We start from the raw sequence: 25,783 nt of genomic DNA on the forward strand, positions 1-25,783 counted from the left end.
AAATAGAGGTGTTGAAGATGTCCTTATATTTAGTATAGATGGCTTACCTGGTTTAAATGAAGCTATTAAAGCCGTATATCCAGAGTCAGAAATCCAAAGATGTATAGTCCATCAGGTAAGAAACTCTCTAAAATTTGTATCTTATAAAGACAGAAAAGAATTAGCGAAGGATTTAAAGAAAATTTATACATCTTCAACAGAAGAAAGTGGAAAAATTGAATTGGATAAATTAAATGAAAAATGGGGCAAGAAATATCCTAATATAATAAAATCATGGCTGACCAACTGGATAGAGCTTTCAACTTTATTTAAATATCCACCAGAAATTAGAACTCTTATATATACTACTAATCCTATAGAAAGTTTTAATAGTAAATTGAAAAAGGTCAGTAAAAATAGGGGTGTATTTCCTACAGAAGAATCATTGTTTAAATTACTATATTTAGCTATAAATGATATATCAAAAAAATGGAATGGCAGAATAAAAGATTGGTCGAAAATTTACCCGCAACTATATATTTACTTTCAGGAAAGGATTGGCAGGTTTACAAATGGTTAATATCATAAATAACAAAATTGGGATTTACACAAAAAACGTTACAGGGTCCAAAAAACGTTACAGGGTCCATCCTAATTTGCTTTTCCAATTATTTATCAATTACTTTCACAGGCTCCCTTCTTTCTTTCCATGCATCAATATCTTCAAACCTTTCAATCCTCATACACTTTCATCATATAACGTTGAACATGGAACATTGAACGTTTATCTTTTATCATAATTCATCTCTACCCATTTTTTATATTCGCCAGACTTTACGGTCTCTACCCATTCTTTATTGTTTAGATACCAATCCACAGTTTTTTCAAGCCCTTTTTCAAAATCTACACTTTGTTTCCATCCTAACTTATTCTTAATTTTATCACAATTTATTGCATATCTTCTATCATGTCCTGGTCTGTCTTTTACAAAAGTAATAAGCTTTTTATAATAATCTTTATCCTTACCCATTTTGTTTGCCACAATCTCACATAACCGATTTACAAGCTTGATATTCTCCCACTCATTTTCCCCTCCTATATTATATGTCTCTCCAACCTCACCTTCTGTCAAAATCTTCCACACAGCACTACAATGGTCTTCAACATATAACCAATCTCTAATGTTTTTACCATCACCATATACAGGCAAAGGTTTTTCATCCAACATATTCAATATCATAAGAGGAATCAATTTTTCAGGAAAATGGTAAGGACCATAATTATTTGAACAGTTGGAAATAGTAACCGGAAGATTATAAGTATGGTAATAAGCTCTTACTAAATGATCCGATGCCGCTTTTGAAGCAGAATAAGGGCTCCTTGGGTCATATGGCGTCGTTTCGTAGAAATAGCCCATATCGCCAAGAGAACCATACACTTCATCAGTACTAATATGATGAAAACGTTTTGTTAATGAAGAATTATGAATGTTGAATGTTAGCTTAGCTTTGTCTGATTTGCCATTGTTATTTAGCCAGTATGTGCGTGCAGCTTCTAAAAGAGTAAATGTACCTTGAACATTTGTCCTTACAAACTCTTCAGGTCCCAATATAGAACGGTCCACATGGCTTTCGGCAGCAAAATGTACCACCATATTTATATCATACTTATCAAATATTTCTCCTACTCTTTTTTTATCACAGATATCTCCATGCTCGAAAAAATAATTTTTCCCGCTATATTTTTCGGAAATATCTTCAAGGTTTTTTAAATTACCGGCATATGTCAGAAGATCAAAATTTACAATTATTCCATCAAAGTTTACTTTTTCAAAAAGGTACCTAATAAAATTTGATCCAATAAAACCTGCTCCACCAGTAACTAATATATTGTAATTATTGTAGCTCACAATACCTCCTTTTTAAGATAAACATATTATCACTTTTGCTTTAAATTATGCGTTTGAAGTAACAAAAGAGATCCTCTCATAATAAAAAATTACTATGCTTAAACTTCACTTAAAGAATCTATATACCTTTTAACAGCATCTTTCCAGTCAGGCAATCTTTTAAAATTATTAGCATCAAGATTCCCTTTTGATAGACGAGAATTTTTTGGTCTTACCGCCTTAGTGGGGTACTCTTCAGAAGGTACAGGAATTACATTAACATCTTTCCCTGAAATCTTGAATATCTCTACTGCAAGCTCATACCAACTACAATAACCTTCATTTGTTCCATGATACACACCATACTTATTAGTCTGAATCATATCGCAAATTAGCTCCGCAAGATCTTTTGTATAAGTAGGTGAGCCATATTGGTCATTTACTACTTTTAATGTATCTTTAGTCTCTGATAGCTTTAACATCGTTTTTATAAAATTGTTTCCGTTAATCCCAAATACCCAAGATGTTCTTACTATAAAATATTTATTAAGTATCTCATCAACAATCTTCTCCCCTTCTGCTTTGGTAAAGCCATAATAATTAATCGGGCATGTATCATGATTTTCATCAAAAGGCTCCACCCCTTTGCCATCAAAAACATAATCTGTAGAGATATAGACCATCTTTGCATCAATCTCTTTACATGCCAATGCAATATTTCTAGTACCAACAGTATTTACAGAATAGCATTTATATCTCTCTTCCTCAGCTTTATCCACAGCAGTATAAGCGGCACAATGCACCACTACATCAGGTTTTATTGTTAAAATATTTTGGACAGTTTGAATCTCATCAGTAATATCAAAATCATTCACATCTACGCCAATTACATCTATCCCCAATTCTTTTAATCTTAGTACCACATCATAACCAAGCTGCCCATTGACGCCTGTAACAAGCACTTTAATACTAAAATTGCAATCGCTATCTTTAAGATATGGTGCATTGCCATCCTTCTCCGATAAAATAGGATTTTCAACACCCCAATTAATCCCTAATTCGGGATCATTATATTTTATACTTCTATCACACTCTTTAGAATAATACTCATCTACCTTATATTGTAATTCAACATTATCCGTAAGAGTTACAAAGCCATGTCCATAGCCTTTTGGTATAAAAATCTGCTTTCTATTTTGCTCACTCAGTTCTACAGCAATCCATTTTTTGTAAGTATCTGACCCTTTCCTCAAGTCCACAACTACATCAAGAATCTTCCCCTTAGTACACCTGACAAGCTTTGATTGAGCTTTAGGATTATTTTGAAAATGAATACCTCTCAACACACCTTTTTGGGTAGAATAAGAATGATTATCTTGCACAAAATCTGTATCCAAACCATATTTTGCAAATCTCTCTTTATTATAGCTTTCGGTAAACCAGCCACGATTATCTCCAAAACAGTCAGTTTCTATTATTAATACACCTTTCAAAACAGTGCTCTCTACCTTCATTTTAAACTCCAAACTATTAATAAGTAACCATCTTTAGCTAATAAATAATTTTGCCTTCCCCCACTTTTCTCAAATGCTCACCGTATGGTGATTTACCATACTTTTTAGCCGCGACAAGCAAAGTATTCTTATCTATCCAACCATTGTGATAAGCAATCTCTTCAATAGCTGCTATTTTTATCCCCTGTCTCTTTTCAAGTACCTTTACAAATTCAGCAGCATCTATCAATGAATCAACGGTACCTGTATCAAGCCACGCGTAACCTCTTCCAAGCAATTTGACATCTAATGTCCCATCTTCAAGATACAGCTTATTTAAATCTGTAATTTCAAGCTCCCCTCTATCTGACGGTTTTACTTTTTTTGCAAACTCTACTACACGGTTATCATAAAAATACAGCCCTGTGACACAGTAGTTAGATTTTGGTTTTTTGGGTTTTTCTTCAACAGATATCACCTTACCATTTGCATCAAACTCAACAATACCAAACCTTTCAGGGTCATTCACATAATAGCCAAAGATGGTAGCCCTGCCATTTTCAGAATTTTTGACTGCGCCTTTTAAATGGCTGGTTAGTCCACTTCCATAAAATATATTATCACCCAAAATCATCGCACAACTATCGTCTCCAATAAACTCTTCCCCTATCAAAAAAGCCTGAGCAAGTCCATCGGGGGACGGTTGTACAGCATATGACAAGCTTATACCAAATTGCTCTCCGCTACCCAATAATTTCTCAAAATTTGGCAAATCATGAGGAGTGGAAATGATTAAAATATCCTTTATACCCGCAAGCATCAATACAGAGAGCGGGTAGTATATCATAGGCTTATCGTAGACTGGCAAAAGCTGTTTGCTTGTGACCATTGTAATTGGCCAAAGCCTTGTTCCACTGCCACCTGCTAAAATGATCCCTTTCATTGTTTTCTCCCTATATTATGCCAATTAACCAACCACACCCAACCTTTCGCGCTTATATCTTTCCTGTAATGGTTCCCACCACCATTTATTTTCAAGATACCACTTTACTGTTTTTTGTATTCCTGAGTCAAATGTTTCTTTTGGTTGCCAGCCCAATTCGTTTTTTATTTTTGTTGCATCGATGGCATAGCGTCTGTCATGACCAGGGCGATCTTTTACATACGTTATAAGATCCGTGTAATGTTGGATATTGGATGATAAATGTTGAATTGAAGGATTATCCTTAACGGGGTAATACTTTTCTAAAATATTGCATACAAGATGCACCACTTCAATGTTTTTCTTTTCATTGTGTCCACCAATATTATAGGTTTCACCTATTTTCCCTTTTGTTGCAACAAGAACCAGTGCTTCCGCGTGATCTTCCACATAAAGCCAATCGCGTATTTGATCGCCTTTCCCATATACAGGCAAAGGCTTACCTTCCATTGCATTTAATATCATTAAAGGAATGAGCTTCTCTGGGAATTGATACGGACCATAATTGTTTGAACAATTAGTGACTATTGTGGGCAATCCATAGGTTCTGTGCCAGGCTCTTACTAAGTGATCAGCGCTTGCTTTGGAAGCAGAATATGGTGAATTTGGTGCATACGGTGTTTTTTCTGTAAATAAAATTTTATTGGCATCGGCCGTTTCATCGGGGTGAGGAAGTTCGCCATAGACTTCGTCAGTAGAAACATGATGAAATCTAAATTTGCTTTTTTGCTCAGGTGTTAACTGATTCCAGTATAATCTTGCTTCTTCCAAAAGGGTATAGGTGCCTAAAATATTTGTTTTTATAAATTCACCAGGTCCATCTATGGATCTATCCACATGCGATTCGGCTGCAAGATGCATGACAATTTGAGGATGATATTCTTTAAAAATCTGGCGAATATCTTTTGCATTGCAAATATCTACTTTTTCAAAAAAATAGTTTGGAGTGCCACCAACTTCTTTTAACGATTCAAGACAGCCTGCATAGGTGAGTTTATCAACATTTACTACTTTATAATTGGTATTCTTAATTAAATATCGAATAACTGCTGAGCCAATAAAACCAGCTCCACCTGTGACGATAATTGTTTGTTGCATTTTGCCCCCTATATAAAAAAATTTGTAGATAGTTAAAATCTTAATCTTTTCGTAAAAAATCCATAAATAAAAAGTTTAAAAAATTTGTTTATCTATGGCTGCTCTTTTTGCTTTCCCATCCTGCACCTTTGAATATTTAATGTTTCTCAGGGAATGCATAGATAATACTTTTTATACATGGGTGAGGATTAGATAGGTATGATTTAAGCAAACCCTCAACTTGATTCACCTTACTGCACTACTCATACCTGGAGGGAAGTCTGCCAATTGCTCTATTTTATCCCAATTATCCTGGAACCATTCAATTACGGATAATTCTTCTTCCAACTCTGATTTGAGTATGTTTTCTATCATATTTTTCATAAAACTTTTTGTTAATAAAGATAAATCTTCCTGAGTCTTACAATTCTTACTTAACTCTTTGAAATCCACATCTTCAAGAACTTCTGATTTACTCAATTTCATGTCTTTCATAATCTCATTACTCCTTCAGTTTGTTGTTTTATTATACCAATTTTTACAACTTACACAAACTTTGAAGCACTATCCTTTTAGGAATACACCTGAGTCATTTTACTGAAAATTGTATAAAAATACAACTTAAATTTTGTTATTTTTTATCAAAACAACGCTTCCATAAATCCTCTTGATGGCCTTTGAAAAAGGGAGGTTTACTCTATTTGAAAATTACAAACATTTATTGACACTAACTCCATAATTTTATTCTGTCAGGATGTATAAGTTTTTCTGCCTTATAGGCAGGCATTGAATCTGCAGTGGTATATGCTGGCTGAAAAATCAAGACCAATTTTATGCACTTCTTAATTCATCATCCACGATTCTTCCTTCTTTAAATATATCCACACATCTTTCAAAATCATATTCTTTCCTTCTGGAATATGACATTATCCAACTATAATGAGGTATTATAACTTTGTTTCTGTTTTTCTCTGATTCTTTATATATCTGATCAAAAGTCTTATAATTTAAAGACTGATGAAATCTTGTCTTATTGTAAAAATTCATATATTTACTTACTCCAACTTTTAACTCTTTAAGATTTCTATACTCTTTCAGAAAGATCTCCTCGTATTTTATTGTTCTCCAGAATCTTTCTATATATATGTTATCTAAAGCTCTTCCAACTCCGTCCATTGATATCTTTATTCCATTTGCTTCCAGCACCGCTGTAAATGCCTTGCTTGTATACTGACCACCCTGATCTGTATTAAATATCTCCGGTTTTCCATATTTATTTAAAGCCCTGCATAATACTTCCAGACAAAATCCTGTATCCTGCGTGTTTGATATCCCCCCATGACAATATCTTTCTTGAATACAAATCTATTATGGTGTTAGTTTTTTTTGAACCATTCAACTTCAACTTTCAGTTTTCCAATTTCTTTGTAAAGCTCATCTACATTGACTTCTTCATTCTTTCTGCTTTTTTTATCTGCTTTAAAAACTTCACTTGAATTTTCTAAAAATTCTCTTTTCCAGGTTCTTAACAGATTCTGATGTATATCATATATTTGAGCTATTTCACTCAGACTTTTTTCTTCCTTCAATCAATATTTCTATACACACTTTTGCTTTAAATTCCGGGCTGAATTCTCTTCTTTCTTTTTACTCATAATCTCTTCCTCCATATATTTTATTATACATGGATTTATAAATTAAGACTATGGTCCTATTTCTTCAGACAGCATATAACCGGCTGGGCTCAAGTTAATTACCCTTATGGTAAAAATTTAGAAGATACAAAACAAAAGCTTATGTATGATCTTTATTTTATAAAATATTGGAATATCTGGCTTGAGCTAAAAATTGTTTGGAAAACGGCTTGGACTGTTATTAAGAAGAAGGGAGTTTAATATATCAGTTTTTAAGGATTGTTTTTATTGTTTCTAAATATTTATTTATTACTATTTTTTCATCAAATTCGTTAATCATTTTAATTCGTCCGGCTTCTCCCATAGTTTTTCTTTCTTCATAAGATAGTTTTAACATTTTTTCCATTTTATTTGCTAAATCATTCGCATTTTTAGGCTTACATAAAAAGCCATTTACTCCATCATCCACAACATCCCTGCAACCTACGCTATCAGTAGTAATTATCGGTTTTGCCATACTTGCACTTTCTAATAGTGTTCGAGGTGTTCCTTCTCTATATGATGGCAATACTATACAGTCTGCTTTTTTGATAAACTCTCTTACATCATCTGTTACGCCAAGGTATTTAACTAACCCTTCATCTACCCAGATATTCATTTTTTCTTTTGTTATTGCAGTAGGATTTACTACATCCAATGGACCTAAAAGTTGAAACTCAACATTTTTATATTTACTTTTTATAATTTTAGCTGCTTCTACATACTCACCTATACCTTTATCCCATAACATACGGGCTATAAGTAAAAATCTAAATTTATTATCTTTATTTTCATCTTCTAATGGAACAAATTTCTTTGCATCAACTCCACTTCCAGGCAACACATCGCATTTATTTTTTTTAACCAATCCCTCATTTATAAATAATTCTTTATCATCCCTATTTTGAAAAAAAATTTTATCTGCTTTTCTTTGAGAATATTTATACAACCATTTAGCTATTTTTGTTACAAAATTTTCTTTTATAAACAGTGTTCCCAAGCCTGCAATATTGTTAATGGTCTTGATTCCCAATAAACTACAAGCTATTGTTCCATAAATGTTTGGTTTAATTGTATAATTTAAAACAATATCAGGTTGTATCTTTTTATAGAGTTTATAAAATTCCATTGTGGTCTTCATATCTTCTATTGGATTTGTCCCTTTATTATTCATCCAAATATTGTGATATTCAAACTCTTCTTTTAATCTTTCTGTATATTTGTCATAAGGTGCAACTATAAAAACTTCATAACCTTGATTTTTCAACTCTCTTGCTAAATTTAACCGGAAATTATAAATACTCCAAGAGGTATTTGATGAAATTACTATTTTTTTATTCACTTTCTAATGCCTTCTTTAAAACTTCTAAATATTTTTTTTGTGATTCTTGCAATGAATAAAAATTATTTACTTTTTTAAATCCGTTTATGCCAAACTCTTCAACAATATCACGATTAGTATAAAAAAACTTAAGTTTTTCATAAAATTCATTCTCATTATTTACTAAAAAACCATTAACACTATCTTCAACAATAATGTTATTTTCTCCCACTGGAGATGCTATTACTGGTTTTTTGCATCCCATATACTGAATAAGCTTAAATCCACATTTCCCTCTTTCAAAAGGTTCGTCAACTAAAGGCATTATACCTACATCAAATTTGCATATTTCTTCAACCTCATTCTTTTCACTCCAAGGAATAATTTTGTGTTTAAATTCAATTTTTGAAGACAATTTAAAATCAAAACCTACTAAATGCACTATTGCATTATGCTTATCTGTAAATCTTTTTAAAGCTTTTGAAATATATAAAATATATTTACTTGTAGAAGATGACCCAATCCAACCTACAATAAATTTGTCCGTATCATTTTCCCCAGTTGAGCATTGATATTTACTCATATCTATACTTGTTGGAATTTTATAAACATTATTATTAAATTGTAGAGCAAATGTTTTTATATACTCACTGCCAGCAATTACTGCTTTAGCATTTTTAATAACTGAAGCTATTTTGTTTTTAAATAAAAATCTCACAATAGCTTTTTTATGATTGTCATAGTTGTGCCAAACAGCATCATCATAATCTAATATATAAGGAATTTTTCTAAATTTAAGACAATATTCTAGAATTGGAGGAAAATATGGAATCAATTCTTTCTCTATAACTAAAAGATCATATTTTTGAGATTCAAATAAACTCACATATATTCTCTTTAAAATCCTCTTGATAGTAATAAGTTTGTTTTCTTTACCATTGGCATATTTGTATCTTAGATATTCATCGCTAAAAAGGGGTTTTACATCGAAATCAATATTTTGCTCTTTTAAATATGGCAAATATTGCAAAGTTCTATATCGTGAGCTTGCCCCTAAATATTCGTATTTTGTTAAGAATAATATTTTCATTTTTTCAGCCCTAATTTTATGATGTTAAATGTATCCTTATAGAGCATTCCAAATCCTTTAAAAGTTTCTAATATTTCAGCTCCTTGACCTTTAAAAATAGAAAATATTACTCTCGTAATAGGTTCAACAGTAAAAGTAAATATCATTAAAAATATTCCTTTAAGCAAACCAAAGTGTTTAAATCCATAAATAAGGCGACTTCGGATACTGTAAAAAAGTCTATGATCCTTAACTTGTTCAGAAGTTCCACCACCTTTATGATAAGCTTGTGCTTCAGAAACAAAGATAGTTTTATAACCAAGATCTTTAATTCTTTTTGATAGTTCTAAATCTTCATAATAGACAAAAAATCGCTCATCAAAACCATTCAACTTTTCAAAAACATCTCTTTTAATCATAAAAAAAGCCCCCATTACATGATCAACTTCTCTTGTATCTAAATGATCCCAATGTTGCATAGTATATGGAAACAATTTATGATTTAGTTTATTTAAGCCTAAAGATCGATATATAAAATTACTAAGAGTCGGAATTCTTGCACAAGTTCTTTGAATCTTACCATCATCACCGATAAGCTGCACTCCATATACTGCTATTTTATTTGTATCATTTTGCTCTATATAATTAAACAGTTTTTTAAATGTATCTTCATAAACCATAGCATCTGGATTTAAGAAAAGTATAAAATCACTTTGAGAGTTTTTAGCACCGATGTTACAAGCTTTTCCAAAACCCAAATTTTCCGTGTTTTTTATAATCTTTAATTTGTCAAAATCTAATTTTTGTACTAATTCTATAGAATTATCTTTTGAATCATTATCTACAATAATGATTTGATTTAAATTACAATTATCAAATGAACTTTTCATTACAGACTCTACACAATCCTTTAGCTGTTCACCAGAATTCCAGTTCACTATTATTATATCAAATGTTTTTTGCATAGTGTTTCCTCTTCTCTATTTTATATGCATTTATAATCATTATTGGTATAAAGATAAACCACATATAATCAAACTTACCTAAATAAGGGTTTGTACTGTTTGCAACTAAAAAAGCAACTAACCCAGCTAAAAAAGAGATAATAAATACTTTAATATCTCTTGATACTAGTTTGTCTTTACATATTTTTAATAAGCTTACAAATATGTATACAATCCCCAATAGGTAAATCATAAACCCTAAAATCCCGTAGTGAAACATAAAAGCTATATATGAAAGTTCGTAAGCCCACGGCTGTTCACTTGACCTAGTGTACTCAGCAGCAGCACCTGCCCCGCTACCAAACAAAGGTGCATTTGCAATTCCTTCGTACAAAGCTCTAAACTGATATACTCTTTTTAAATTAGAGTCATTTGATGAAAAGTCAAATATACTCATAAAATCATTCACATACACTTCTATGTCTACTTCCAAAGAAACTATCAACACAACAATAAAACCAACTAAGATAAATGCAGTCTTGCTAAGCTTTTTTAAAATATCAAACTTTAAGTTTTTATTTAAATATAATGATGCAAATAGTAAAAAAAGTAGTGAAAATGCAAAAGACACAAAAAAAGCTCTTCTTCCTGTTAAAAGTATAAGACAAAACATTATAAATAAAAGAATTAACATTTTTTTATTCTTTTTTTCAGATAAGAGTACATACGATAGTAAAAAAGGTATCAAAAAAATTAGACTACTTACATTTGGTAATGTAAATAAAAAGCTATTTTCTCTGATATCTAAAACTGCCATTCCTGAATGCAATGTACTGAAATAAGAAGCTATTAAAGCTGGGAAAACCCCATAGGCAGAAAGCAAAAAACTTATTTGTACTAAAACCACAAGAAAAGACCCAATAATTAAAGTCTTTTTGATTTTAAAAAAATCGTTTATTTGACTAAAAAAGATAGATAAACATAAAAAAAGCAATGGATATATAACCATTACTGTCATAGTCTTTGTTGCACCTGGATTATCTGCAACACTTCCATAAGTAGAATAAACAAGACCCAGTGTTGAAAAGAAAAGAGTGATTAAAAATAGTTCTTTATTTATCTCAAGTTTTTTGTGCTTTAAAGATGTGATAAGAACGAATAATGCTAATACACCCAGTAAAGCCATTTTAATAGATGTGATTATGGTTGGAAGTGCTAAAGAAAGGAGAAGTAACAATAAAAATAATCTTTGCCCCAATAAATTAATACTCAAAAACATTTCTCCATTTATTAACTATATTATCAAAAGAATATTTGTCTACTTTATTATTAAGATTATTTTTAAGCTTTATGATATTTTTCTGATTACAACAAGATTTTGAATACTATAAGATAATTTAGTCTCATCTATACTAGAAACCAAAATACCATCTACTTCATTATCAATAATTTCATTAGGTCCCGTAGGACAATCAAAGGAAACTACAGGAGTTCCACATATCATTGCCTCTATTAGTACATTCGGAAACCCCTCATATCTAGATGATAATACAAAAATTTCAGCATGTTTTATAAATGGATAAGGATTATTTTGAAAATCAATAAATATGACTCTATCTTTCAAACCTAGCTCATTTGTTAAGTTTACAAGCTTGTCTTTATCGGGTCCTCTACCTACTAATACTAACTTATAATTATCTTTAATATCATCTAGTTTCGAGTAAGCTTTAATTAGCAAATCTTGCCCCTTTTGATAGCACAAGCTGCCCACATTTATAATATAATTTTCATTTTCTAAATATTTGAATTCTTTTGGAAGTTCTTCTTCTGACTTTCGTCGTATTTCGTCTATTGGATACATATTAGGTATATGACAAATAGGAACTTTCTTGCCTACTATTTTCCTGCAATCTTCTGCTAATTTTTTTGAAACTGGAATGATTAAATCTGCCTGTTTGTAAAATATGTTTATTAAAATCTTTGATATATTTGCATAAATTCCTGTCCCTAATCCTTCATTTATAGCAACTCTTACTGATAATATTTTTTTTGAATTATGTTTTGATAGCAAATTTAATAGATTAGCAGATTCTCCAAAACTTATTACCTTATCAATTCTATTTTTATTAACAAAATTTCTCAGCACACTAAGTTTATTGAAATATTTTTTTATTTTTAAAAAAAAATTATCATTTAAACTACCAGGAATTTTGAAGTCATGCATCATTGCATTATATTTATAGCCTGGGTTTTCTGTTCCAAAATAAGCCACATGAAATTCATACTCATCACCTAAAGCTTGAGTTATATTACTAACTGCTCTTTGCATACCCCCCTTATGTAGATGTGCAAACAGAAATAAAACTTTCTTTTTCACCCCACCCACCTCTCATGCCACATCATAAATGTCAAAATCAGCCAAATTTTATTTGCGCTAAAGTTACTATTTTCAAGCCACTGTTTTTTTAGTTTTTCTACTTCTTCTACATTTAGCACACCGGTTTTTGCAATTTTTTTGCTATCCAGATACTCTAAAACATATTTTTTGAGTTCATCCCCAAACCATTCATTGAGTGGTATCCCAAATCCCATTTTTGGTCTATCCATCAAATCTTTTGGGATATAGTCGTGAACAATTGACTTTAAGATATATTTTTTGTTTCCATCTTTTATCTTATAACTACTTGGCAGCTGACTTACAAACTCTATGATTCTATGATCTAATAATGGCTCTCGTCCTTCTAAGCTCACACTCATAGTAGCACGATCCACTTTTGTCAAAATATCATCTATCTGATATGTTTTGTAATCTATCGCCATCATTTTATCGACAGCATCATTGTGAGAGTTTAAACGTATCTTATCATCAAATGATGTTTTAATATCTTTACCATTTTTACCCAGTAATTTATCTACCTCTGATGGATTGAAATAATAACTTACTCCTCTCATCATCTCTATCTCGTCTTTTGCTTTGATGAGAGTCTTTAGCTTTTCGTATCGATTTACAAAGTTATAAGTTTTATTGAGTCCTATAAGATATTTTGGATCAACTAGTTCCATAATATCCCCAAAAATAGATGGTACTTTTGAAAACATTTTTTGGTATTTAAGAGTTTGTATATATTTATCGTATCCACCAAATATCTCATCCCCTCCATCAGCACTGAGACTGACAGTAACATCTTTTCGAGCCAAACGACTTACAAGAGTCGTAGGGATATTTGAGGAATCACCAAATGGTTCATCCCATATTTCAGGCATTAGAGGTAAAAGCTCTTGAGCATCTTTTTGTGTGCAGTAGTATTCTGTATGATCGGTTCCTAGATACTCTGCCACCTTTTTTGCATGGTGAGCTTCATTGTATTTTTCTTCATAAAAACCTATGCTAAAGGTTTTTAGTTTTTCGGTTCTATCTTTTTGAAGTATCGCCGTTACTGCACTGCTATCATATCCACCACTAAGAAATATCCCCACAGGCACATCGGCTACCATTCGATATTCACATGCGGACTTTAAAAGTTTTTCGGTCTCTTTTTTTGCCTCTTCAAAACCAATGTCTAATTTCGGTTTATTGTAGTTGTCAATTACATCCCAATATTTGTAAATTTTGAATTCTGAATTTTGAATGTTTAGTTCTGCATAATGCCCTGCCGGAAGTTTATAGGTATGCTTAAATATAGAGTGTGGTTCCAAAATATAGCTGTATTGAAAAAAGAGTGCCAAAGCATCTCTACTTATCTCTTTTTCAAACTTTGGATGTTTATGAAAACTTTTTAGCTCACTAGAAAAAAGAAAAAGACCATCTTTGAAATAATAATTAAGTGGTTTTACTCCAGCTCTATCTCTAATAAAAAGTAATTTTTGTTTTTCTTTATCATAGATAACTATCGCAAACATGCCTATAAATTTAACAATAGCTTTCATTCCCCATTTGTGATAGGCTTTTAAAATTACTTCTGTATCAGAATTTGATTTAAAATGATAACCATATTTTTCTAAATCTTTGCGGATTTCTTTAAAATTATAGACTTCCCCATTATAAACAATTTCTAAATTTTGGAATTTCATAGGCTGATGACCATAAGATGATAAATCCAAAATAGAAAGTCGCCTATGGCCTAAGCCGATATTTGCATACTCATTTTCATAAAAACTATATCCACTATCATCCGGACCTCTATGATGAAGTACATCTGTCATTTTTGTTAAAGTTTGTCTGTCTGATTTTTTAGAAAAATCGCAAAAACCTGCTATGCCGCACATTTAAAAAGTCCTTCCAAGTTTGCCATTTAGTCCATCCCTTACAGCTCTTAGAATGAGTTTGAATCGTTTTGTGGCTATTTTTGGTACCAAAAAAATATGGATCAAGTAGTTGTACAATAAATTAATCGACATATTTACAAAATAAACATATTTATTTTCTATAAAATTCTTATCCAAAAATACATGGTTTCTCATTCCATAATATATTTTAAATTCACTTGCTGTTGGTTCGTAGTGGGGATTTTTGGCTTTTGTAGTTGTCCATGTCCAATCAATATCTTTTAGCTTACTTTCACTACAAAGATAAAGATTAAATCCAGAATTTGTCATCCTAAGTGTCCATTCATGGTCGTCAGCGTAAACAAAAAAAGCTTCATTTGGAAAGCCTATTTTTGCTATCACATCTTTAGCCAAAAATAAACCACCATAAGGAGCAACTTGATTCTTTAAAATTGGAAAATTACTATTATTACTATTATTGTTCTTATTACTACTATTATTTATTTTATCCAATACCCAATTTTTGATATGGAAATTTAAAAAACTGTTTGTTTTATAACCAATTGGCTTACCCTTAAATAAAGCCAACATATTATCCATTATAGACTCTCTAAATGAGATTAAAACATTGTTTTTATCTTCACCAAGATATTCATAAGCAAGCTGTAATTTTAAAAGAGCATTTTCAAAAGGTACATTATCATCATCCAAAAGCCAAATAAATTCGCATTGTTGGTCATTATAAGCCTCTTCAAGCCCTCTTTTAAATCCACCAGCTGAGCCATAATTATCATCAAGATAAAGCACTTTTATTTTATCCCTTCCCAACTCTAGCTCATAAGCTTTTAACTGCTCTCTACTTTGGGGTACTGAATTATTATCTACCACTATGACTTTTGCTACACCTTCAGCTAAAGCACTATCTATAACTTGCTTGACAAGGTGATAACGATTTCCGTATGTCACTGTTACTGCGAATGTTGTCATTTAATTATCTTTCTAATAAGTTTTTTAAAGAATAGCTTCATAAAATTAATATCATTAATATTTTTTAGTAGCTCAACAACAAAATCTCTCTTACTGTATATTCTAATACCAATAACCCTAGAAACTAAATTTTCATAATATATATCTTTTAAATTCTTCTTAATTGCATATTCTTTATCATTTTTTAAAAGCATTATTGAATCATAGTGTATATTTTTGCCTATCAATTTGCATGAATTACTATCATGCCATCTATAGAATGCAACAGGTTCATCAACATAGGCAAATTTATATTGTTTTGATAATTTGAGCCACATTTCCCAGTCCTCTATAGTGTTTCCATTTGTCCAAGCTCCAACTTTTCTTATTATATCAAGCTTAATAATATACGACATAGCAGGCAAGTAATTCCCTGCTATTAAAGTTTCGTATGAGCCAAATTTTTTTTCGTCCTTATAGTCAAAATCTCTTTCATTAGTGTAATAATCTAAAAAATTTTTATACCCATTCTCTTTTGTGGTGTATGTCCCTGTTTTTTTGTCTATATAAACTTCATTGCTGTTATTATCTATAAAAATGGCATTTCCAAAAGCTACAGCATAACTTTCATCTAATATTTCTAATTTTTCTACAAGCAAAGAAACTTTATTTTTTATCAAAACATCATCTGAGGCTATTACTGTGAAATATTTGCCTTTTGACCAATCAACAGCTTCATTTAAAGTAGCTGAAAGCCCCCTATTCTCTCTGTTCCTATACTCAAATCTAACAAATCTTTTTTCACATTTCTCAGCAAAGCTCATTATTACTTCGTGCGTATTATCTTTTGAGCCATCATTAATAATTATAAGTTCTATATTTTTATAGTCTTGGTCAATCACACTTTGAATACACTCTGCAATATATTTTTCGTGATTATAAGCTGGTATGCAAACACTCACCAACGGCAAACTTTCCTCTTTTTTCGCTTCATTTTCCATTCAAATACCCCCTCAAACTAAAATACAAAAAAATCAAATATATAAAATAGTTTATCATAAAAGCCATCGTAACACCTACAAGTCCATACATATTTACAAACAGCACTACAAACCCTACAAAACTCCATACAAAAAATATCTCACTAACTATAAATAATTTTGTCATCGCTTTTGCTACCATGATATATCCTAGTAGCCAAGCAGCTATTTTTATCACATCGCCGATAAGTTGGTACAAAAACAGATCTGCCATAGACAAAAATTCTTTTGTAAAAAGTATCTGTATAATAAAGTCTCTAAAAAGATATATCCCCAAAGCCATTACTGTAACTATAGGCATAACGATCTTATATCCATAAAGCAGTTCTCTTTTTAATTCTCTTTTATCTTTAATGCTTGAGAGTTTTGGAAGATAATATATGCTTAGAGTTGTAGTAATGAGCATAAGATAAGTCTCACTTATCCGCCAAATAGCCTGCCAGTATCCAGCTTCATCCCAACCGATATGCGTTCCTATATAATCTCTCACATACATATGAGATAATGGTATCATAGTAGCACTCACAAGCGACATGAGTGAATATTTGAGAAGTTTGTTTCTATACTCTTTATCCATACTTCCAAAAAACATAGAGAGCTTAAACCAGTTACTTTTTAGCACAAAAGCTAAAGTTACAAAAAACACTATAGATTGGGAGATGATTCCAGCAATTAAAGCACCATAAAGTTTATAACGGCTAACAAGTAAAATAGTTACAGCTAGTCCAAAAAACGAGCTCGTAATATTTAAGATAGTAAGTTTTTTTATCTCTTTTTGTCCATTTAGTATAGAGGTCAATAGCCCATTAAATACAAAAAAAATAATAGTAACTGCAAAAATAATAAAAATTGAACTATACTCAGTTGTATTTAAAAGCTTTAATGAGATAAAATCTGCTAAAAAGATAATTGCTATCGCCATTGGCATTATTAGCACGAGTGAAATTTTTAGAGCACTGCTCCAAATTTTTCTTTTTGTCTCATCATCTTCATAATGCTCAGCAGTATATTTCACTACGCCGCTATTTACCCCTGCACTTGCTATGCTACTCATCATGGCAATAAAATTTTGCATCTGCCCCATAAGGGCAAGACCCGATGGACCAATGTAAACCGCTACAACCTTTACACTCACGAATCCGGCTATTACTTTTATGGCAGTTGATATTGCTGAAAGAATTGATGTTTTAATTAAAGTCATTTATGATCTTAACAATCTTCATAGTATCTTCCAAACTCTGCACACCACTGATAGGCAAACTCAACACTTCTTTGTGTATTTGCTCACTTATAGGATAACTTTGACTATTCCATTCACTATAAGCTTTTTGTTTATGAGGAGGTATTGGATAATGGATAAGTGTTTGGATGCCATTTTCAAGCAAATATTTTTGCAATGCATCTCTATTTTTAGTTCTGATTACAAACAGGTGCCATACATGATTATTATTTGCTCTTACAATCGGTAAAATGATATTCTCATTTTTTATATTTTCAAGATAGTAGCTTGCTATCTCTCTTCGTTTTTGTATTTCTTCATCTAAGTATCTTAGCTTTACTCTAAGAAGTGCAGCTTGCATCTCATCAAGTCTGCTGTTTATCCCCTTATAAAGATTTTCATACTTTTTATGGCTTCCGTAATTACCCAATGCTCGAATAGCTTGTGCTAATTCATCATCATTAGTTGTTACTGCTCCACCATCACCTAAAGCTCCTAGATTTTTCCCTGGGTAAAAGCTAAATCCACTTGCATCCCCTAAATTTCCACTTCTTTTATCTCCAAAATATGCCCCGTGCGATTGAGCGGAGTCTTCTATGACTTTTAGGTTATATTTTTTTGCGATCTCATTTATCTTATCCATCTCACAAGTTTGACCATAAAGATGCACAGGCATTATAGCTTTTGTTCGTGAAGTAATTTTTTCTTCTATTTTTGACGGGTCAATAAGATATGTATCTAACTCTGGCTCAACCAAAACAGGTACTAAATTATTTAAAGAAATTGCCAATATTGTAGCTATATAGGTATTTGAAGGCACTATAACTTCATCGCCATCACTCATAATACCTAGTTCTTTATAAGCTCGAAGAATTAAAATAAGTGCATCTAAACCATTAGCAACCCCAATAGCATATTTTGTTCCACAATATTCTGCAAACTCCTTTTCAAACGCTTTACATTCATTACCTTGAATATACCAGCCGCTATCAATTACTCGTGTGCAGGCTGCGATAAGTTCTGCTCTGTATTGAGCGTTTAGTGCTTTTAAGTCTAAAAAAGGTATCATGTCTTCTCCCATATCTAAACACTTACTTACTTTTTAAGTATTTTGTAAACACATACTTAAAATTCAATCTAAATACTTTTCATTGTTTCATATTGTTTACATGCAGAACATATAAGTGTTTCATCACATTTACGACCACATTTACAAACATATCCTCGATGAGTTGCTGGATTACCATACCAAAGCTCTTGAGCTCCTACATCTTTTGTTACAACACTTCCAGCACCTATCATGGCATACTCTCCTATTGTAATTCCGCCTATAATAGTACTATTAGCCCCAATGGATGCACCTTTTTTGATTATAGTTCTTAAAAACTCTTTTGGATATTGTTTACTTCGTGGCAAAAAATCATTTGTAAAAGTTACATTTGGACCAATAAACACATTGTCTTCTAAAGTTATTCCGTCCCAAATTTGCACTCCACTTTTTATCGTTACATTATTACCTATAATTACATCATTTTCTATAAAAACACCTGCGTTTATATTACAGTTATTACCTATCTTTGCATTTGGCAATACAACGCAAAATTGCCAAATATTTGTATTTGGTCCAATATTTTTTGATTGTACATCTGCTAATTTATGAATCATTTTTAACTTCCTTTAAAAACTTATTATAATCTCTTATATAGTCATTTTCATCATAATGCTCACTTGCCAAAACTACTAAAACACAATCAGGACTAAAATCTTTCATCTCGCGCCAAATAAGACCTTCTATAAAGAGTCCTTTATTAGGTCTATCCAGCCTGATTTCTTCTCTTCTTTTTCCATCATCAAGCACAAAGGTGCAACTTCCCTTTACAGCAATACACACTTGTTTCAAATTAAGATGTGCATGAAACCCTCTTTCAACCCCCTTTTTTGTATCAAAAATATAATAGACTCTTTTGATATCAAATGGGATATCATACCCACCTTCAATAGCTATAAGCGAGCCTCTTTCGTCCCCTTTTATTTGAAAATCAATTAGCTTATAATCAGCCATTATTAACTCCATATTTATTTAAATACCACTCAACCGTTTTGACGATCCCTGTATCAAAATTCTCATCTGCCTTCCAGTCAAGCTCATTTTCAAGTTTTCGAGGAAACTTTTCACTTTGTGAAACCGCATTTGCTAGTTTTTTAACACCTATCACATATCTATCGTTTAAAGCTATCATTTTAACTCACTTTTATCAATATTTAAAATCCCACACACTTTATCAAAAACAGTCAAAGCAAACTCATAAAACTCTTTTGCATCTTACAAGCTTGCTTTGAGATTTGGGGTTGTTTTGAAAGTGGATTCCTCGAATAATTCCTTTTTGTGCAGAAAATGAGTGATTATCTTGAACAAATTCAATATCAATACCAAAATTTTTGAAGCGTTCTTTGTTGTAACTTTCGGTAAACCAGCCTCTATTGTCACCAAAATAACTGGTTTCAATTATCTTTACGCCTCTGAAAATAGTATCTGTTATATTCATATATTCCTACTTGATTCAATTATTTCAAAAATCTGAATTTAATAATGTATCTTACCTTCAGCTACTTTTTTTAGATATTCCCCATAGGGTGATTTTCCATATCTTTCTGACGCTGTTATCAATGTAGCTTTGTCTATCCAGCCGTTTTTATATGCTACCTCTTCGAGAGCCGCAATCTTTATCCCCTGCCTTTTTTCCAGTACTTTTACAAACTCAGATGCTTCAACTAAAGAATCGACTGTACCGGTGTCAAGCCAGGCGTATCCCCTGCCAAGAAGTCTTACCTGTAAGCTACCATCTTGAAGGTATAGTCTATTTAAATCGGTTATCTCAAGCTCGCCTCTTGCTGAAGGCTTTACCTGTTTGGCAAAGTTTACAACTCTGTTATCGTAAAAATATAGCCCGGTAATACAGTAATTTGATTTGGGATGTTTAGGTTTTTCCTCAACAGAAATAACATTGCCATGCTCATCAAACTCAACTACTCCAAATCTCTCCGGGTCGTTAACATAATATCCAAAAATTGTAGCAATACCTTTATCAGCATTTTTCACTGCTTCCTTTAAATGATTGGTAAGTCCACTTCCGTAAAAGATATTATCCCCTAAAATCATTGCACAATTATCATTGCCAATAAAATCTTCACCTATCAAAAATGCTTGAGCAAGGCCATCGGGGGACGGTTGTACAGCATATGACAAGCTTATACCAAATTGCTCTCCGCTACCCAATAATTTTTCAAAATTTGGCAAATCATGAGGAGTGGAAATGATTAAAATATCCTTTATACCCGCAAGCATCAATACAGAGAGCGGGTAATATATCATAGGCTTATCGTAGACTGGCAAAAGCTGTTTGCTTGTGACCATTGTAATTGGCCAAAGCCTTGTTCCACTGCCACCTGCTAAAATGATCCCTTTCATTTTAAACCTCCATGTTCTATATCTATCTGCTAACCATGTCCCCCATCCTGACCGGTAATCCCTGTAATTAAAGCAACCTTTTTCATTTATTATCGCCTCCAAATCTATAATTCAGAAAGATATTATGGACATCTGCACCTTCATTTTTTTACAATTTACAGTTCACCACTTACCTATCACTGATTTTTAGACACGCTACCGCCAATGCCATGCTATTGATAGTGGCCAAAAAAGGATACAAAAATACCCTCAATACATTTACTGTCATATTTAACTTTTATTGTGTGTATATTTTTTTATAACGCTAAAAAATACAAGCTAATCATCAAATGAAATTTAGTGACTATCACATATACTAAAAATTTTCAACAAGAAATTCTTTGCTGCCGTCATCCCATTTTTTGCATATTAAGTTTGGACTTGCTACTATAAAGTGGACAAAGAGTTAAGGAAATACTAAGTTAAAATAAAAAGTCAGGGTAAAAAATGGTTAAAAGAAGAGTTTAAGTTGGAAGTGGTAGCATTTTCAGATCCCGGTTTTCGATTCCCGTTCCCCGATTCACGGTTCACGTTTTCCGTTTCCACTATTTTATATTTTCTATCATTTCTTCAATCATCCAGACTGTGAATACTTTTATATCTGTCCTTAATTGAGGTTCTTTTCCGCCATAAATAAGTGCTCCACCATAAGGAGTATGCGGATAAATTTTAAAAAAATTCCTTATATTTTTAAAAAATTCATTTGCCACTGTTGCTCCGGCTTTCACTTCAATAGGGTATACATCCCTTCCCATTTCATAAATTATATCAATTTCATTGCCCTTACTATCGCGATAAAAATTTAAAGTACCAACGTTAGAACGTTGCAACGCTTTTACGTTCTAACTTTTTAACGTTCCATATTTATTACCTAAAATATTATCTATTTCATCAACGGATAAGATTTTATACTCTACTTCATACTCCTTGTACTGTGATAAAAGTTTCCTTGATTTTAAAATAAGATCATTTAAGTCAGCCTTTTCCGGGTTTAATTTTACTTCTACAATAAGCAACTTTTTATTGAAGTCATCTATTCCCACAATATCAATTTCATTTTTATTTCCACGCTCCCAGTAATTACCAATAACAGTAAACTTCGACTGTAACAGTTCTTTAAAAAGTTTTTCCAAAAACTTGCCTCTAAAAGTATTAAAATCTCTTAATATTATTTTTCTTAAAGTGTCAAAATTTTCTGATTCAACATATGATCGATATTTATATATAAATCTAAACCAAAAGTTTAAGAAATTATCGACAATTTCATATTTTTGCAATTTTGAACTGCGTTTTGCATTTAAAGGTTTTACCGACCTGACAACATTATAATCTTTTTCAAGTCTATCGAGATAACCTGAAATATTTTTTTCTAAAATACTTTCCATTTCACTCTTTGATGTTTTTGAAGATGCTATTAGAGATAAAATGGAAAAGTATGTTTGATATTCTTTGCCAAATTCTTCAATTAGTCTATTTTTGCCTTCATCTAAAAATAAACTAAAAGGTGAAACTATTTCATCTACCATATCTTTTAACGTAAGTGCATTGCGCAATACCAACAATTCAATGTATTTTGCTACCCCGCCTGTTATTATATAAAAATCAAGTAAATTGAGAGGGGTATAAACATTATTATCTAACAAAATCTCTTTTAAAGTATATGGTTTAAAAGGCATCAAATGCAGTTTGTAATCAGCTCTACCAAATAAGGGTTCTTTTTCCTCCTCAAAAATTTTCTTCATCAAAGAATAAACTGAACCGCAAATTATTAAATGCAAATTAGATTTATCTTTATTTAAATCCCATAATTTTTGAATAGAAGAAAAAATCGAAGGGTTTACCTTATAAAAATCTTGAAATTCATCAATTATCAGGGTTAATGGGTTCTTTTCACTCAAACTAAGAATAAAACCAAAAAGTTCCTCAAACTTTTCAAACTTGCCATAAATTTCATACCCCTTACTTTTCAACTCTTCCACAAATTCTTCACATAGGAGTTTTTCATCCTTTCTTGAAACAAAAAAATACAAAGATTCTTTATCAACCTTTAAAGCAAGAGTCGTTTTTCCAACCCTGCGCCTTCCAACTATTAATGTCATTAACGAACGCTTGTTCTTTTGAGAGTTAGCTTTTTTTAATATGGTAAGTTCATCCTGCCTGTCATAAAACCTCATATAACAACCTCGGTGATAATAACGTGCGTTATTATAATAGTTGGTTATTTAAAAAGATCAAGAATTATTAAACTGCCGTCCCCCCATCTTTTTCATATTAAGTTTGGACTTGCTACTATAAAGTGGACAAAGAGTTAAGGAAATACTAAGTTAAAATAGGTTCATGTTTTCCGTTCCCACTATTTTATATTTTCTATCATTTCTTCAATCATCCAGACTGTGCATACTTTTATATCTGTCCTTACTTGAGGTTCTTTTCCGCCATAAACAAGTCCTCCACCATAAGGAGTATGTGGATAAATTTTAAAAAATTTTCTTATATTCTTAAAAAATTCATTTGCCACTGTTGCTCCGGCTTTCACTTCAATAGGGTATACATCCCTTCCCATTTCATAAATTATATCAATTTCATTGCCCTTACTATCGCGATAAATATATAAATTGCTTCTTTTCCCTTTATTAAATTTATACTTTAAAATCTCCATTAGTACCAGGTTTTTAAATAAATTGCCCTTTAAAGGATCTCTTGAAACCTGATTTTCATTTTCAAGTCCAAGAAGATAACTCGCAAGTCCTACATCGTAAAAATACAGTTTAGGTGATTTAATAAGCCTTTTTGAAACATTGCCAAACCATGGAGGCAAAAGAAAAACTACGTAACTTGCTTCAAGTAAAGTTATCCAAGATCTTATAGTGGTATGCGATACACCCACATCGCTTGCCAAACTATTTAAATTTAAAATCTGACCAATTCTTCCTGCACATAATCTCAAAAATTTTTCAAAAAGAGATAAATCTTTTATATTTATAATTTGCCTTAAGTCCCTTTCAATATAGGTAACGAGATAATCTCCCAAAGCCTGAGTAGGATTTAAAGCTCTATCATAGATCCTTGGGTAAAAACCTGATAGGATAAGTTTATCAATCGAAGACACATCATAATATCCTTTAATCTCTGAAATTGAAAAGGGTAAAAGCCTTAAAATTGCAGTTCTGCCTGCAAGTGTTTGGGTAATATTGCTCATTACTTCAAATTGCTGACTGCCTGTAATAATAAACTGGCCAGGGTCATTTTTATCATCTACAATCTCTTGAATATAAGACAACAATTCAGGTGCTCTTTGAATTTCATCTAAAATTACATGATTATTATATTGTGCAAGAAACCCTCTTGGATCACTAATTGCAAAATTTCTTGTATCAAGTGCCTCTAAGTTCACATATTTATAATCTGGAAATGAGTTTTTGCATAATGTAGTTTTCCCACTCTGTCTGGGACCTGTAATTGTAACTACAGGATACTGTTTTGACAAATTTTTCAATGCTGGTTCAATATTTCTTTTAATCATAAAATATTAATAGTAAAATCGAGTTTGTTCTTAACTCATCTTTAATTGATTGTTAGTTAAGACGTTCCAACGTTTTCCTGTTTACGTTCCCCGACTCCCGGTTCACGTTCTAACGTACTAACATTTCAACATTTTAAGAATTTAATATACATTTTTTCTTTTACCAACACGTAAAATTAATAAAATTAATTCCTCTTTTTCTATCCTAAAAATAGCTCTTATCTTTCTTGCTATTACAAAACGATATTGGCCACTAAATTTTGTACCTTTAAGTTCTGTAATTTTCTTTGTTTTTTTGAGCTCTTCGAAGTTATCTGCCAAATAATGTATTTTATTAACGATTAGTTGTCTTTCGGCTATATCAAAACTTTTTAAATCTTTTACTGCAATCTCAGAATATTTAACCTTCAATTTCTTCGACATCTATTCCTAACTCATCATAAACTTCTTTATTATCATATACTTTTATTGTTCCGTCTATAATGTCTTGAGTAATTTTATCAGCTATTATACCATCAGTATAATCAAAATAAAAATCAAGGGCAGACTCGACGATCTCTTTCTGACTCTTATTCAAGGCTTTTGAGATTATTTCTAATTCTCTTGCAATAGATTCATCCATTGATATAAGTTTCTTTGCAACGCCCATAAATCCTCCAAGCATGTTATATATACAATTATATATCCATAAAGATTTAAATCAATACCTTTTATAGAAAGGTTTTCAATGATTTTAATTGAAATGTTTCAAAGCTACAACTTTCACACTTTTTAACGTTTCACGATACTCGTTCCCCGGTTCACGGTTCACGTTCCAACTTTTCCCACTCAAAAT

General features: G+C 31.5%; 28 protein-coding genes and 2 pseudogenes. 2 read left to right on the forward strand and 28 right to left on the reverse strand.

All coding sequences use genetic code 11. The annotated features are described in order from the left end of the window. Positions 1-559, forward strand: a 559-nt coding sequence (locus LF845_RS10690) for an IS256 family transposase (protein WP_242821008.1), incomplete at its 5' end; no start/stop codon positions are given. 204 nt (positions 560-763) lie between these two features. On the opposite strand, the gene rfbB (LF845_RS10695) is transcribed toward LF845_RS10690, so the two are convergent. The 8 genes and pseudogenes from rfbB (LF845_RS10695) to LF845_RS10725 all read right to left on the reverse strand — a co-directional run bounded on the left by rfbB (LF845_RS10695) (position 764) and on the right by LF845_RS10725 (position 7,008). Beyond that, positions 764-1,888 (reverse strand): dTDP-glucose 4,6-dehydratase, encoded by a 1,125-nt coding sequence (gene rfbB / locus LF845_RS10695; protein ID WP_242821009.1) that lies wholly within the window; start codon positions 1,886-1,888, stop codon positions 764-766. 98 nt (positions 1,889-1,986) lie between these two features. Then, on the reverse strand, positions 1,987-3,381 hold the full coding sequence (gene rfbD / locus LF845_RS10700) for a dTDP-4-dehydrorhamnose reductase (RefSeq protein ID WP_242821010.1): 1,395 nt from the start codon (positions 3,379-3,381) through the stop codon (positions 1,987-1,989). A gap of 37 nt (positions 3,382-3,418) precedes the next feature. Beyond that, positions 3,419-4,303 (reverse strand): glucose-1-phosphate thymidylyltransferase RfbA, encoded by an 885-nt coding sequence (gene rfbA, locus LF845_RS10705; protein WP_242821011.1) that lies wholly within the window; start codon positions 4,301-4,303, stop codon positions 3,419-3,421. A gap of 24 nt (positions 4,304-4,327) precedes the next feature. Further along, positions 4,328-5,440 (reverse strand): dTDP-glucose 4,6-dehydratase, encoded by a 1,113-nt coding sequence (rfbB, locus tag LF845_RS10710; protein WP_242821012.1) that lies wholly within the window; start codon positions 5,438-5,440, stop codon positions 4,328-4,330. Between the two features lie 300 nt (positions 5,441-5,740). Next, positions 5,741-5,914, reverse strand: a pseudogene (locus LF845_RS10715) (IS256 family transposase); the annotation flags it as partial. Positions 5,915-6,250: 336 nt separating this feature from the next. Next, positions 6,251-6,625: an integrase core domain-containing protein gene (locus LF845_RS10720; protein ID WP_242821014.1), complete on the reverse strand. Its 375-nt coding sequence runs from the start codon at positions 6,623-6,625 to the stop codon at positions 6,251-6,253. 12 nt (positions 6,626-6,637) lie between these two features. Beyond that, a pseudogene (locus LF845_RS12090) lies at positions 6,638-6,784 on the reverse strand (hypothetical protein); the annotation flags it as partial. A gap of 11 nt (positions 6,785-6,795) precedes the next feature. Then, the gene (locus LF845_RS10725) at positions 6,796-7,008 is read right to left on the reverse strand and encodes a transposase (RefSeq protein ID WP_242821015.1); all 213 of its coding nucleotides are present in this window, start codon (positions 7,006-7,008) and stop codon (positions 6,796-6,798) included. Between the two features lie 141 nt (positions 7,009-7,149). Between LF845_RS10725 and LF845_RS12095 the strand changes: the two genes are divergently transcribed. Continuing rightward, entirely contained in the window at positions 7,150-7,314 is a 165-nt protein-coding gene (locus LF845_RS12095) for a sugar transferase (protein WP_423220584.1), read from the forward strand. Positions 7,315-7,318: 4 nt separating this feature from the next. Here the strand turns inward: LF845_RS12095 and LF845_RS12050 are convergent, their stop codons facing one another. The 20 genes from LF845_RS12050 to LF845_RS10825 form a co-directional block, all read right to left on the reverse strand. Beyond that, a complete protein-coding gene (locus tag LF845_RS12050; RefSeq protein ID WP_242821016.1) occupies positions 7,319-8,434 on the reverse strand; it encodes a glycosyltransferase family 4 protein in 1,116 nt (371 codons plus the stop codon). After that, entirely contained in the window at positions 8,427-9,503 is a 1,077-nt protein-coding gene (locus LF845_RS10735) for a glycosyltransferase family 4 protein (RefSeq protein ID WP_242821017.1), read from the reverse strand. Before LF845_RS10735 ends, LF845_RS12050 begins: the two co-directional genes overlap by 8 nt. Further along, positions 9,500-10,447, reverse strand: coding sequence for a glycosyltransferase family 2 protein (locus tag LF845_RS10740; protein WP_242821018.1), 948 nt, complete (start codon positions 10,445-10,447; stop codon positions 9,500-9,502). The genes LF845_RS10735 and LF845_RS10740 overlap by 4 nt, the downstream gene beginning before the upstream one ends. After that, on the reverse strand, positions 10,431-11,699 hold the full coding sequence (locus LF845_RS10745; RefSeq protein ID WP_242821019.1) for an O-antigen ligase family protein: 1,269 nt from the start codon (positions 11,697-11,699) through the stop codon (positions 10,431-10,433). Before LF845_RS10745 ends, LF845_RS10740 begins: the two co-directional genes overlap by 17 nt. Positions 11,700-11,774: 75 nt before the next feature. Then, positions 11,775-12,803, reverse strand: coding sequence for a glycosyltransferase (locus LF845_RS12055; protein WP_242821020.1), 1,029 nt, complete (start codon positions 12,801-12,803; stop codon positions 11,775-11,777). Then, a complete protein-coding gene (asnB, locus tag LF845_RS10755) occupies positions 12,800-14,692 on the reverse strand; it encodes an asparagine synthase (glutamine-hydrolyzing) (RefSeq protein ID WP_242821021.1) in 1,893 nt (630 codons plus the stop codon). The genes LF845_RS12055 and asnB overlap by 4 nt, the downstream gene beginning before the upstream one ends. After that, complete coding sequence (locus LF845_RS10760; RefSeq protein WP_242821022.1) at positions 14,693-15,679, reverse strand: glycosyltransferase; 987 nt, start codon at positions 15,677-15,679, stop codon at positions 14,693-14,695. Beyond that, complete coding sequence (locus LF845_RS10765; RefSeq protein WP_242821023.1) at positions 15,676-16,659, reverse strand: glycosyltransferase family 2 protein; 984 nt, start codon at positions 16,657-16,659, stop codon at positions 15,676-15,678. The genes LF845_RS10760 and LF845_RS10765 overlap by 4 nt, the downstream gene beginning before the upstream one ends. After that, the gene (locus LF845_RS10770; protein WP_242821024.1) at positions 16,649-17,899 is read right to left on the reverse strand and encodes an O-antigen translocase; all 1,251 of its coding nucleotides are present in this window, start codon (positions 17,897-17,899) and stop codon (positions 16,649-16,651) included. The genes LF845_RS10765 and LF845_RS10770 overlap by 11 nt, the downstream gene beginning before the upstream one ends. After that, positions 17,886-18,986, reverse strand: coding sequence for a DegT/DnrJ/EryC1/StrS family aminotransferase (locus tag LF845_RS10775; RefSeq protein WP_242821025.1), 1,101 nt, complete (start codon positions 18,984-18,986; stop codon positions 17,886-17,888). Before LF845_RS10775 ends, LF845_RS10770 begins: the two co-directional genes overlap by 14 nt. 68 nt (positions 18,987-19,054) lie before the next feature. Next, positions 19,055-19,582 carry an acyltransferase gene (locus tag LF845_RS10780; RefSeq protein ID WP_242821026.1) on the reverse strand — a complete coding sequence of 176 codons (528 nt, stop codon included), beginning with the start codon at positions 19,580-19,582 and terminating at the stop codon, positions 19,055-19,057. After that, positions 19,572-19,979: a sugar 3,4-ketoisomerase gene (locus LF845_RS10785; RefSeq protein WP_242821027.1), complete on the reverse strand. Its 408-nt coding sequence runs from the start codon at positions 19,977-19,979 to the stop codon at positions 19,572-19,574. Before LF845_RS10785 ends, LF845_RS10780 begins: the two co-directional genes overlap by 11 nt. Continuing rightward, a complete protein-coding gene (locus LF845_RS10790; RefSeq protein WP_242821028.1) occupies positions 19,972-20,157 on the reverse strand; it encodes a hypothetical protein in 186 nt (61 codons plus the stop codon). The genes LF845_RS10785 and LF845_RS10790 overlap by 8 nt, the downstream gene beginning before the upstream one ends. 63 nt (positions 20,158-20,220) lie before the next feature. Further along, positions 20,221-20,463: a dTDP-4-dehydrorhamnose 3,5-epimerase family protein gene (locus LF845_RS10795; RefSeq protein WP_242821029.1), complete on the reverse strand. Its 243-nt coding sequence runs from the start codon at positions 20,461-20,463 to the stop codon at positions 20,221-20,223. A 38-nt stretch (positions 20,464-20,501) separates the two neighbouring features. After that, positions 20,502-21,386 (reverse strand): glucose-1-phosphate thymidylyltransferase RfbA, encoded by an 885-nt coding sequence (gene rfbA, locus LF845_RS10800; RefSeq protein WP_242821030.1) that lies wholly within the window; start codon positions 21,384-21,386, stop codon positions 20,502-20,504. Between the two features lie 584 nt (positions 21,387-21,970). Then, positions 21,971-22,255 (reverse strand): DUF4143 domain-containing protein, encoded by a 285-nt coding sequence (locus LF845_RS10805; protein WP_242821031.1) that lies wholly within the window; start codon positions 22,253-22,255, stop codon positions 21,971-21,973. A gap of 12 nt (positions 22,256-22,267) precedes the next feature. Continuing rightward, on the reverse strand, positions 22,268-23,599 hold the full coding sequence (locus LF845_RS10810) for an ATP-binding protein (RefSeq protein WP_242821032.1): 1,332 nt from the start codon (positions 23,597-23,599) through the stop codon (positions 22,268-22,270). A gap of 179 nt (positions 23,600-23,778) precedes the next feature. Next, the gene (locus LF845_RS10815) at positions 23,779-24,948 is read right to left on the reverse strand and encodes an ATP-binding protein (protein WP_242821033.1); all 1,170 of its coding nucleotides are present in this window, start codon (positions 24,946-24,948) and stop codon (positions 23,779-23,781) included. 141 nt (positions 24,949-25,089) lie between these two features. Further along, positions 25,090-25,371: a type II toxin-antitoxin system RelE family toxin gene (locus tag LF845_RS10820; RefSeq protein ID WP_242821034.1), complete on the reverse strand. Its 282-nt coding sequence runs from the start codon at positions 25,369-25,371 to the stop codon at positions 25,090-25,092. Then, positions 25,349-25,597 (reverse strand): ribbon-helix-helix domain-containing protein, encoded by a 249-nt coding sequence (locus LF845_RS10825; protein WP_242821035.1) that lies wholly within the window; start codon positions 25,595-25,597, stop codon positions 25,349-25,351. Before LF845_RS10825 ends, LF845_RS10820 begins: the two co-directional genes overlap by 23 nt. Positions 25,598-25,783 lie beyond the last annotated feature (186 nt).

This window comes from Deferrivibrio essentukiensis (assembly GCF_020480685.1).
Lineage (GTDB): Bacteria > Chrysiogenota > Deferribacteres > Deferribacterales > Deferrivibrionaceae > Deferrivibrio > Deferrivibrio essentukiensis.